We start from the raw sequence: 11,757 nt of genomic DNA, 5'->3' as shown, positions 1-11,757 counted from the left end.
TCAGGTTGCTCTCTGCACTCCTTATAACTAAACGAATTATAAACAAAAAAGTTTCAAAATAATCAGGATGGTATGATTATGCTCTCTATGAATCAATCTAAAATCTATTGATCGTTGTTGTTATCCTGCATCAGGGACACATTGCGCTGCGGCATGAACGTGGAGATGGCATGCTTGTACACCATTTGCTGACGGCCGTCGCTGTCAATCACGATGGTAAAATTGTCAAAAGCTTTGATCGTTCCACGGATCTGAAAGCCGTTTGTCAGGTATACCGTGGCCGGAATGTTCTCTTTACGCAGTTGGTTCAAGAACGTGTCTTGGATGTTAATGGACTTGTTCATTAGCCGTACCCCCAATGGTTCAATTAGATTGTTTTGAAATATATTCAAGATTTCAGTGAAACTTTCCTGCTATTATAGCACGGATTTTTTGATAGTTTGCAGAAAAATTTCCCGAGTCGGTGACGTCTACCCACTCGATGTCTTTCATATGACGAAACCATGACAGCTGCCGCTTAGCGAACCGGCGTGTATCACGCTTGAGCAGAACCACCGCTTCCTCGTAGCTAAACTCCCCGTTAAGATGCGATACAATCTCCTTGTAACCAAGCCCTTGCATGGATACAAGCCCTGGAGCATACCCTTTGTCCATGAGCGCCGCCACCTCATCAACAAGTCCCTGATTCAGCATAAGATCAATTCGCTCTTCAATACGGTTATATAGCATTTGCCTGTCCATTGTCAAACCGACCAAGCATAAGTCATAGGGAGACTGCTTGGTTTGAGGGGCCAGTTGGGCTGAAAGCGGGATACCTGTCATGTGGAATACTTCCAGTGCACGAACGACCCGACGTAGGTCATTAGGGTGAAGCCGATCGGCTGTTTCAGGGTCTACATCGGCAAGTTTCCGGTGAAGGGCTTCCGCACCATTTTCGTTAGCATAACGGAACTGCTCATCCCGAAAAGCCTCGTCCGCCCCGGTCTCGCTGAACTGATAGCCATAGCATACCGATTCCACATAAAGCCCTGTTCCACCAACGAGGAACGGCAGCTTGCCCCGGCCAGCAATCTCGGTTATCAATCTTCGGCTCTGCTCCTGAAATTCAGCCACTGAATAGGGATGATCCGGCTCGTGGATGTCAATGAGATGATGGGGAATGCCTTCCATCTCATCCGCAGAGATTTTGGCTGTGCCGATATCCATGCCCCGATATACCTGCATCGAATCGCCGGATATAATCTCACATCCAAATTCCTTGGCAAGTTCAATGCTCATTTTGGTTTTGCCTACAGCTGTCGGTCCGATAAGAACGAGCAGTTTCGGTTTTGATTCATCTGTCAATGGAAATCACTCCGTACGTTATTTTCGATTTTCCCCGCTCAGGCAAAGAAAAGCCCAGCCGCTCAAACTCTCCGCTGTACCGTGCTTCCTTCAGAACAACGGTTTTTCGTGCAACCCTGACCGCTTCTCTCACACTTTCCTCATCCAGCGGTTCCCCATTCGCATAATGCCTAAGCGGATTGATGGATGCCGAATCTGTGATCGGCTCGCGGAACATCGGATCGAAATAGACAATATCCACGCTCCGATCCGGCAGCGATTTCAAGTAGTCTAAGTGATGGCTGTGTCGTACCTCGATTCTCCTCATGGCCTGATCACTGGCCTCCAGATGACTTTCATAGGTCCGAAGGCCCTCTTTGAGCAGCGCATACAAGGGCAGCGAGCTCTCCAATGCGGTGACCCGGCTGTTCTCCCCGCCTTTGCCCGAGAACACCAAGGAGTCAGCGCCGAGCCCTGCCGTACAATCGAGAACAGAGTCTCCTTCGGCCATACCGGCAGCATCCAGCATAGGATCCGGATTGCCGTGCAGCACGCGTTTCAATCTGACAAATCCCATGCTCGGATGAAATTCCATGACAGAGCCGCCCGGTCCGCTGAGACGCACATGTCCGTTCAATACGACCAGAATGTCGTCGTCTCCGAATCTGCGGGCTAATTTTCGTAATGAATGACCGCCGCGCTGAACATATCGGCACCCGGTCTCCTGGGATAAGCTTATCGCACGTTTAACAATGTCCGGCGCTTCCGCTTCTCCAGTTGTAATGATCATGAAAGTCCTCCTTGCTGTTACATGACGCGTTTAAACATTTTCTCCAAATCATAAGCTGAGAATGAAACCACGATCGGTCGTCCATGCGGACAGGTGTATGGCTGGCGACAGGCGCCCAGACGCTGAATCAATGTCATGGCCTCCTGCTCGGTCAGCTTCTGATTGGCTTTGATAGAGGCCTTGCAGGAGCACATGATCGATGAGGTCTCTCTCAGCTTCGCAACATCAATATTTCGTTCGCTCAGCACCCACTCAGCCATCTCTTCAATGATGGCTTTCTCGTCACCCTTGGGGAACCAGAACGGGTGGGAACGCACCAGAAAGGTTTGGCCGCCGAAAAACTCCATATATACGCCGACCTTCTCAAACCAGTGCAGCCGCTGCTTCACCTTCTCCGATTCCGATGGTGTGAATTCAAGTGTAATCGGCAGCAGCAGCTCCTGTGAGGCGTCAGCCGGCTTACCGAACTGCTCGTAATAGTACTCGTAGTTAATCCGCTCATGGGCGGCATGCTGATCAATCAAATATAGCCCGGAATCATTCTGCGCAATCAGATAAGTTCCGTGGTGTTGACCGATCAATGTAAGTTCTGGAAATGGCGGGATTTCCGGGGCAGGCCCTGATGCAGCCTGAAGCCATTCCTTGGTTACAGACGGAATATGGGCATTCCCCTTGTTCTCATAACGGTAATCGCTGCGATAGGAAGAGGCTGCAGCCTCTTCCCGCATGGAAGCCATTGCTGGCGTTCCGCCTGACCCATCCCCGTAAGAGCGCTTGATACCGGATTCGGGCTGTAAATGATCCCGCTTCTCGGGCCACGCTGATCCATGTGGCGGGAAGGACGTCATACCTTGATCGGATTGATCACCGCTTCGTGCCGCCGGGGCCTCTCCGTCTTCCCTGCTTCTTACCGACGCATCCCGACCCTGCGCATTGGGAAAATGCAGCTGCTCCTGAATGAAGGCATGCTCGCTTTTGCCAATAGCTTGTTTGGCAGGGCGGGGAATGAGTATTTCCTGCTGCAGCACCTTGCGGATCTCCTCCTCCACAAATGCAAACAGCTCCTGTTCTTTGCTGAACCGCACTTCCAGCTTGGATGGATGCACGTTCACATCAATCAATGAGGGATGCATGGTCAGCTGAATGACAACGAGCGGAAACCGGTTAATCGGCAGCAGCGTGTGATACCCTCTTAAGATGGCCTGCATCAGGCCATAGTTGCGGACATATCTTCCATTGATGATCAGCGACATGCCGTTCCGGTTCGCCCGGGTGTAATCCGGACGGCTGATGTATCCGCTGAGTGTGTAATCCATATTCTCCGCTTCAAACGCGAGCATGGCTTTAGCGGATTGGGTGCCATAGATAGCCGCAATCACTTGCAAAGCATCACCATTACCCAGCGTTTGAAGCAGAGAGTTTCCATTATGCCGAAGCGTAAAAGCAATATCCGGCCGCGAAAGAGCCAACCGATACATGTAATCGGAAATATGCCCAAGCTCCGTCTGGATCGTTTTCATATATTTCAGCCTTGCCGGCGTGTTAAAAAACAATTCTTTCACCAGGAAATCCGTTCCCCTGGGTGCAGCAGTCTCTTCGTTCACACGAAGATGCCCGCCTTCGATTTCGATCTTCCGGCCGCGGCCGTCCTGAACATTGGACGTCACCAGCCGTACCTTGGATACCGCGGCAATGGACGGCAAGGCTTCGCCTCGGAATCCAAGGCTCGTGATCTGAAACAGATCCCGGCCTTCCGTAATTTTGCTTGTCGCATGGCGGTAAAAAGCCGTCTCGCAATCTTCCGGGTCAATGCCTGCCCCGTTATCCGTGACACGAATGCTGTCGAGTCCGCCTTCTTCGACCGTAACGTCGATCTTGGTGCTCCCGGCATCGATGGCATTCTCCACAAGCTCCTTCACAACGGAGGCAGGCCGCTCCACCACCTCGCCGGCAGCAATCTGGTTTGCGATGTGCTCGTCCAAAATACGAATAATCCCCATTGTTCCTACCTCCGTTTCACTTCAATCCCATGCAAAAATTATATATCCTTCGCCTGGATCTTCAGATCATTCAAGAACTGCATGGCCTGAAGAGGTGTCATATTCATCACGTCGGCACCCTTCACCGCATCGATAATACCTCTGATCGCAGGAGTTTGTACAGCTTCCGGCGCCATGGCATGTCCATCCTTGCCAACCTTCGCCGTTCTCGGATCAGGCACTTCGTCTTCTCCAAAAATAGAGAGCTGTACCACACCCCCCTTCCGTTCTCCATGGCTCAGGTCGCGAGGGGTATACGGGAACGCATCTTCACGCTGCTCCCTTGCCATTACTGCTCCATCGGTACCCTCGGCAGCCAAAGAGGCTGAAGCGGTCTCTTCCCGCTGCAATGCCGCCCCATGCTCCGAAGCCACAGCGGCCAGCGAAGCCTGCTCCAAGCCCTGCAGCAGGCCATAAGCACGGTCAATGATGCTGCCGGGCAGACCTGCCAATCTGGCGCAATAAATACCATAGCTGCTGTCTGCTGCCCCCGGGATCAGCTTGCGGAGAAAATGAACCTTATCTCCGCTCTCCTGAACGGCCATGGAATAGTTCTTAAGGCCGCCAAGACTTTCCTGAAGATGAGCCAGCTCATGGAAATGCGTGGATACAAGCGCCTTGCATCCGATATGATCATGCACATATTCAATGACGGCTTGTGCAATGGCCATGCCTTCGCTTGTTGACGTTCCGCGTCCCAGTTCATCAATGATAATCAGACTGCGAGGCGTTGCTTTTTCCGTCATGACCTGAATATCTGCCATTTCGACCATAAAGGTGCTCTGGCCTCCAATTAAGTCGTCCGCTGCTCCGATGCGGGTAAAGATCCGGTCTACCAGCGGGATAACCGCGCGCTCGGCCGGAACAAAGCAGCCGAGCTGGGCCAGGATTGACAATAAGGCAACCTGGCGCATATATGTGCTTTTTCCAGCCATATTCGGACCGGTAATAAGCAGGATAGAGGAGCCGTCCTTACGCAAATCCGTGCCATTCGCAATAAATGCAGAATCCTTCATAACCGATTCAACAACAGGATGGCGTCCGCCTTCAACGATGTAATCATACCCGTCGCTCAGCTCCGGCTTCACGAACCGGTACTCTGCACTGACCGCAGCCAGCGATTGGTAAACGTCGATTTCCGCGATTCGCTCGGCAAGCTTCTGCAATCGGCTCACTTGTGTATTCAGCTTGTCCCTAAGCTCGGTAAAGAGGGCATATTCAAGGTCCACCATCTTCTCCTGGGCCTCCAGGATCAAACCTTCCTTCTCCTTCAGCTCCGGTGTAACATATCGTTCCGCATTGGCGAGCGTCTGCTTCCGCTCATACCGGCCTTCCGGCAGGGAAGACAAATTGGACTTGGTTACCTCGATGAAGTAGCCAAACACCTTGTTGTAGCCGATCTTCAGGGATTTGATTCCTGTAGCCGCGCGTTCCTTGGCTTCCAGCTCTGCGATCCAGCGTTTGCCGCTGGTGCTTGCCTCACGGAATTCGTCCAGGCGCTCGTGATATCCCGGCTTGATAATCCCTCCATCACGTACGGACACCGGCGGCTCATCCACAATGGCGTCCTCGATCAGCTCGCACAGATCGTCGCAAATATCCGTATCCGCGGCTACACGCCGGAGGGTTTCGGAAGGAGATTGAGCACACAGCTCTTTCAGGGAAGGAATTTGTCTCAGCGACAGCTTGAGCGCATTCAAATCCCGACCATTCGCACTGCCAAACGCAATCCGGCCTACCAGCCGTTCCAGATCGTAAATCTCTTTAAGCGCCATCCGCAAATCTTCTCGCAGTATGTACTGGTTATAGAGATGTTCCACAGCCTCCAGCCGCTCTTCGATCCGGCTTCGGGACAACAGCGGTTTATCGATTCTCCGCCGCAGGAGCCTTGCCCCCATCGAGGTCTCCGTTCGGTCCAGAAGCCACAGGAGCGAACCCTTCTTCGAACGCTCACGCACCGTCTCGACCAGCTCCAGATTGCGTCTTGTGAATGGATCCAGGACCATGTACTGTCCCGGTTCATAGGAAGCAATCTGCGTCAGCTGCCCTAGTGACCGCTTCTGCGTCTCGCTTAAATACGAGATCAGCAGAGATACGCAGGCTCTGCGTTCCTCTTCCAGACGAGCCCAGGCGGGCTCCCCGAATTGGGTTCGAACCAACGCATCCTCTCTTCGATCCCACGCCGTATATACGATATTCCGGCTGCCGGGAAGCGACTGTGAAGAGATGATCTCAAGCAGCGCTGCGTCACCGATAATCTCGGAAGGCTCATAGAGGCCAATCTCGTCCCGGAGCCACTCCTCCGACCATGGAACCGAGGTCACATAGAGCTCGCCGGTCGACAAGTCGCATGCGGATAAAGACATCAATCCGCCCGCTTCTGTGACACAAACCATATAGTTGTTCGATTTGTCGTGGACAACCTTGCCGTCCATGATCGTTCCCGGCGTTACGACCCGGACGATTTCCCGGCGCACCATGCCTTTGGTGACGGAGGCATCCTCCATCTGCTCACAGATGGCGACTTTGTACCCTTTTTCAATCAACCGCTGGATATACCCTTCGGCTGAATGATACGGCACTCCGCACATCGGTATTTTCTCGGTGCCACCGCCTTCGCGGCCGGTTAGTGTAATCTCCAGTTCCTTCGACGCGAGGATCGCATCATCAAAAAACATTTCATAAAAATCGCCTAAGCGGAAAAAAAGAAACGCATCCTTCGCTTGTTCCTTCACATTTAAATATTGTTCAATCATCGGCGTATATTTAGCCATGACGTACCTCCATGCCTTTTCTAGCTTGGCCTCTATTATAACAGAAATTGACCTCAAGGCATCAAGGCTTAACGGGAATATTCCACAGCGGTCTGATATCCCTGCTCTCATCCCAGGTTCGCCCCGCCTCGATATGCACAAGAGCAAGCTCAATTTCACGGGCATAGTCCTTATACTCCGGCAGTGCGGACAGATCCCGGTGCCACCCCGCTATACACTCTTTGAGCACGGTCTTATCCCCGTCGTAATAGGCCCGGTGGTATCGTTCGGTATTCAGGGGCCTTGCGAGCAGCCGGTCGCTGTATCGGGCGATCAGATAGGCGAGATACAGCGATACCTTCGCCACGAGGGGGGAGACGAGAAAGCTGGGAAGCGTTCGGTACTCAAAACCGCCATACGGCTGCCTCCGGAAATCTCCCAGGAAACCGTATCGGGGTCTGCGATGGCGCCCTTTGGGATCTTCCAGCAGCGCCAGCGGCAGTGCCAGATAATTATCCAGCGTCTGAAGCAGTGACAATGACAGCGGAACACCGCTGAAATGAATATGCCCACCAAGCGGGAAGTCCCCGCAAGGCAGAGCACCTGCTCTCCATGTCAGCGAACGATCCAGAATCATCGTTTGAGCGGTGCGCAGCGCTTTTTGCATTTCGTGAAGCAATTCCTTAGGATCTGCTTTGGGTGACGGCCTTAATTCGGCAATGGGGTAAACGACCTCCCCCCGAAAACGCACGGCATCACTGCCGACTTCCCCGCCACGTGCCATGAACTCGGAAGCAAACACGATTTGCTCGTTGTCCTGCATCAGCACAAACTCCGGATCCATTCCGATCAGCAGCGATGGAGTGATTGGAGCGTCTTCGGTCTCGTTAAGCGTATTGCCCCCTTCCATCGGGCCGCCCTTGGCACTCATAACCGCTTTATTCCGTCCCCCCTTTATTCGAACACTCTCAACCACGTATCTCCGCCCGGGCCGGGCCGTAATGATGACCTCTCCTTCATCCACACCCAGCGTATACAGCGAACGCAGTGCCGCTTTCTCCAGTCTCCGGTGCAGACCGTCTTCGTATCTCCCATTCTCGGGATCAGGCTCATACAATACCTCGCTGCCTCCCAGCTGATGGTGGCGGATCGAGGCTGCAGCCAGCTTCCGAACATGAACCGAGTATTTGGCTGTGTAGCGGTGCTCCTCCCCGGAAGCCATGCCCAACTGGCAAGGAATGCCGGACCTGATCATACGTGCCTGTGCCAGGATCGCATTTGCCCCATTGATTGGAATATAACCCTTTGCAGCAGCTGGTTTTATCATTGATTTAGTCATCCCCTAGCCCCCCTCGCGAAAAAAATAAAAAAGAGGGCATCCGCCCTCCGCAAAGCTGCCCTCACTGCATATGCTAAGATTATAATCATTCCTACAGGAGGGGTAACTTACAGTTCATCCTCCAGACCTTCGTAATCAAGGTCTTCGTAATCATCGACATCGTCTCCCAGGGCGTAGTCGAACTCTTTGTCTTCGTAGTCACCATGGTGGTTGGTGCATACTTTTACAACGACCTTGGTTTCGGCCACCAGTTCCACCGCATACTCTCTCTCTACCCGCAGGATGACACTCGTGCCATTCGAGGATACGCTGGCTTCGACGCAGCTCGGCTCCTGTGTCGCTTCTGCCGACACTTCCACCGTTGCTGCGCGATGCTTCGGATCCAGATAGGAAAGAGGCACGCGTTCTACATACGACACCGTTTCTTTCGCCACGTCGGTCTGCGAATTTTTGTCATAGGAATACCAGATGTTAACATCGTAAGTACCAATAACTTCAATTCCGTCTCCGGCGGCAACCGCCTCGTATTGATGGTTTATAATCCAGGCCCCCAAAATACTGGTCGGATTATTAGGCGGAGTCACGGTATGTGTTACGGTAGAGAACTTACGACCCTTGCCGCAGATCGCCTTCGTGATGATTTCTCTACATTGGTGTTTATGACTCAATGACATCTTCGAACCTCCTCCATACAATCATTCCATACATGTGTATGCACGAGATGGGCGAATGTTGAATGAAGTGGTCCAAATAAATTCATATGATGCTAAAAATATCAGATTTTTTTTTGAAAAACCCTGAGCTACGGGGCCGAATCCGCACGCTTCTGCGGTTTTTTTGCCGTGGGTGCCTTATACTTCTTCGATATATTCAAATAGTATTCCAGCTCATGGCAGAGCTGCAGAATCGCGGATCTGACCTCGAATTCCTCGCGGGTGGTCGGGAGATCCATTTTCTTGAACCGGTCTTCCAGCTCAATCAGCAGTCCTTCGGACTTGCCCGTGTATCCTTCAGCAACAACATCCTTGCTTAATTGATCGAAAATTTCAGCGGTCAGCACCCCGTGAGGAAGACGCTCGTACACCTGCGATATCTGATGCATCATGCTCTGGATGTTCTCCATCTGTTCCTTCCGCATATAGAAATATATGTTCCAAGAGCCGTCCGGATGAATCATCTGATTCTCTGATGCCCGCTTCGCTTCTTCTATTCCCCGCTCGATCTGCCGATTGGCCTCAATCAGTTCTTTACCGTCCCATATATGTTCAGGGTCTCTCAGCGTGAGCGAGAAATGATTGAAAATGACAGAGAAGAGCCCGTCCACCCTGCGGCGGATCTCCATCATCGCTCCCTCACTGTTTGGCATGTACACCAAGTTCACCAGCATCGCTGACCCGAGGCCGATAATTAGTAACTCAACCTGAGTAAGGAGAATGTCGAAGCCAATCTCTTCGCCCTGAAACACTCGAAACACCACGACGGAGCTGGTAACGATTCCTTCCTTGAAATTCGCTTTTGAAATCGCAGGGAATGCAAGAAGTATGTAGAGTGCCAGAACCCAGTAATGAAAGCCGAGAAAATAAAAAAGAATGCACGCCAGCAGCAGTCCCAGCAGCGAAGCAAAGAACCTGGATGATATGGAGCGCACACTCCGTTTGCGCGTGACGTCCACGCCGAGTATAGCAAGAAGACCGGCGGACGTAGCCCCCGGTATATTTAAGGCATCTGTAATTAAAATGGCAAGCAGGCTTGCCGCGGCCGTTTTGATGACACGAAATCCCATGTGATGAAGAGCCTCCAGGCGATTGTGATGGTTTTACTTCATCCTAGCCTATTTTCATGCCATAGACAACCATACAGGGAACCTGCCCAAGACAAGGCGCTTTAACGATGAGTTAACAATTTTCTTTCTATATATACAACGATTTGATACATGGCCGTGGCCACGACAGCGATAATGAGAAGGCTTGATAGGACGAGCGTAAAGTTGAATACCTGAAAGCCGTACATGATCAGATAACCAAGACCCGATTTCGCAACCAGGAATTCACCGACTATGACACCGACCCATGCCATGCCCACATTGACCTTCAGTGTAGACACGATGGCCGGATAGGATGCCGGCAGAATGACACGCTGAAAGACCTGACGCTTGGTGCCGCCGAAAGTACGGACAACCTTGATCAGATTGGAATCCACCTCATTAAAGCTGTTGTATACCACAAGGGTGGTCACAATGACCGTAATGGATAATGTAGTGATCACGATAGCGGTAAAGCCGGCGCCGAACATGACAATAAAGATAGGACCCAGCGCCACTTTCGGCATGCTGTTGAACACAACCATGTAAGGGTCCAGAACCTTATTAAGAAACGGTGACCACCAGATCAAGACAGCCAGCAGCGTGCCGACAAGCGTGCCCAGCAGGAACCCGACAACCGTCTCTCCAACCGTGATCCCCAGATGCCCCCACAACTCGCCGCTAACCATGTTGCCCCATATATTAGAGAAGATTTTGGACGGGTAGCTGAATAAAAGCACGTCAATCCACTTCCATCTTCCAGCCGCTTCCCACCAGATAAAAAACATCAGCAGCAAGCTAAGCTGGACCGCCAGTACCCGATTCCGGATGCTTTTCTTCTTCTTTGTGTGCTTAACATAGATATCCTGGAGCCAGCCCTTCGAAGAAGAAGCAGAAGGCTCATGCCTTGTTGTCATAGGCTTCACTCCTTCCCGATGGTTTGCATTTCGCCCCAAATCTCATGAAACAATTCATTAAAGCCCGGCTCCTTGCGGGCAAAAAAAGGCTGCGCCCGTCGGATGTTCTCCGGAATATCAAATAACCGGTGAATCCGCCCGGGATTGCGGTTTAAGAGAATGACCCGATCGCTCATCGCAATGGCCTCCGACAGGTCATGGGTCACCAGAATGGCGGTCTTTCCCCGCTCTTTCAAAGTCTCCACAATCAAATCCTCGAGCTGCAGCTTCGTCTGATAATCCAATGCGGAGAATGGCTCATCGAGCAGAAGCAGACCGGGATCCGTTGCCAAGGTCCTAACGAGTGCGACCCGCTGTCTCATCCCGCCTGACAGTTGTGACGGATACAGATTGCCGCTGTCGCCAAGCCCCATTTCCCTGAGCAGATTCTGCACGGCGCTGCGGCTCTCCGGATTCAATCGTTCCGTCAATTCCAAACCAATCAAGGCGTTATCCATAATGGTCCGCCACGGAAATAAATAGTCCTGCTGCAGCATGTATCCCACCTCCGGTGACGGCCCGTATATCGGATCGCCATTCACGTAAGCGGCTCCTTTGGACGGCTGCAGCAGGCCGGCAATGACAGACAATATGGTCGTCTTGCCACAACCGCTAGGTCCAACCAGGCTGACAAATTCGCCGGGCTCCACCTTCAAGTGAATTCCTTCCACAGCCAGAGAGGCTTCCCGATCGGTGACATATACGTGAGCGATATCATTCAATTCAACTACCGGTACCATGGTGCTCTCTCCTTTC

At 52.1% G+C, this 11,757-nt stretch carries 10 protein-coding genes; all 10 read right to left on the bottom strand.

The window, feature by feature from the left end:
• Window positions 1-104: 104 nt before the first annotated feature.
• Complete coding sequence (gene hfq, locus M2277_RS13205; RefSeq protein WP_006209643.1) at window positions 105-344, bottom strand: RNA chaperone Hfq; 240 nt, start codon at window positions 342-344, stop codon at window positions 105-107.
• A gap of 52 nt (window positions 345-396) precedes the next feature.
• On the bottom strand, window positions 397-1,344 hold the full coding sequence (gene miaA, locus M2277_RS13200; RefSeq protein ID WP_280754917.1) for a tRNA (adenosine(37)-N6)-dimethylallyltransferase MiaA: 948 nt from the start codon (window positions 1,342-1,344) through the stop codon (window positions 397-399).
• The gene (locus M2277_RS13195) at window positions 1,334-2,113 is read right to left on the bottom strand and encodes a class I SAM-dependent methyltransferase (protein ID WP_036637537.1); all 780 of its coding nucleotides are present in this window, start codon (window positions 2,111-2,113) and stop codon (window positions 1,334-1,336) included. The genes miaA and M2277_RS13195 overlap by 11 nt, the downstream gene beginning before the upstream one ends.
• A gap of 17 nt (window positions 2,114-2,130) precedes the next feature.
• On the bottom strand, window positions 2,131-4,113 hold the full coding sequence (gene mutL / locus M2277_RS13190) for a DNA mismatch repair endonuclease MutL (protein ID WP_280754916.1): 1,983 nt from the start codon (window positions 4,111-4,113) through the stop codon (window positions 2,131-2,133).
• Window positions 4,114-4,151: 38 nt separating this feature from the next.
• On the bottom strand, window positions 4,152-6,926 hold the full coding sequence (gene mutS, locus M2277_RS13185; RefSeq protein ID WP_063479246.1) for a DNA mismatch repair protein MutS: 2,775 nt from the start codon (window positions 6,924-6,926) through the stop codon (window positions 4,152-4,154).
• A gap of 61 nt (window positions 6,927-6,987) precedes the next feature.
• Window positions 6,988-8,244 (bottom strand): putative amidoligase domain-containing protein, encoded by a 1,257-nt coding sequence (locus M2277_RS13180; RefSeq protein ID WP_280754915.1) that lies wholly within the window; start codon window positions 8,242-8,244, stop codon window positions 6,988-6,990.
• 107 nt (window positions 8,245-8,351) lie between these two features.
• A complete protein-coding gene (locus M2277_RS13175) occupies window positions 8,352-8,918 on the bottom strand; it encodes an outer spore coat protein CotE (protein WP_006209636.1) in 567 nt (188 codons plus the stop codon).
• Window positions 8,919-9,046: 128 nt separating this feature from the next.
• Entirely contained in the window at window positions 9,047-10,027 is a 981-nt protein-coding gene (locus M2277_RS13170; protein WP_076153148.1) for an aromatic acid exporter family protein, read from the bottom strand.
• Window positions 10,028-10,128: 101 nt separating this feature from the next.
• Entirely contained in the window at window positions 10,129-10,962 is an 834-nt protein-coding gene (locus M2277_RS13165; RefSeq protein ID WP_280754914.1) for an ABC transporter permease, read from the bottom strand.
• A 5-nt stretch (window positions 10,963-10,967) separates the two neighbouring features.
• Entirely contained in the window at window positions 10,968-11,741 is a 774-nt protein-coding gene (locus M2277_RS13160) for an ABC transporter ATP-binding protein (protein ID WP_036637528.1), read from the bottom strand.
• Window positions 11,742-11,757 lie beyond the last annotated feature (16 nt).

This window comes from Paenibacillus sp. LBL (assembly GCF_029893715.1).
In the GTDB taxonomy this organism is placed as follows: Bacteria; Bacillota; Bacilli; order Paenibacillales; family Paenibacillaceae; genus Paenibacillus_AQ; species Paenibacillus_AQ glucanolyticus.
This window is presented reverse-complemented; position numbering and strand designations above follow the sequence as displayed.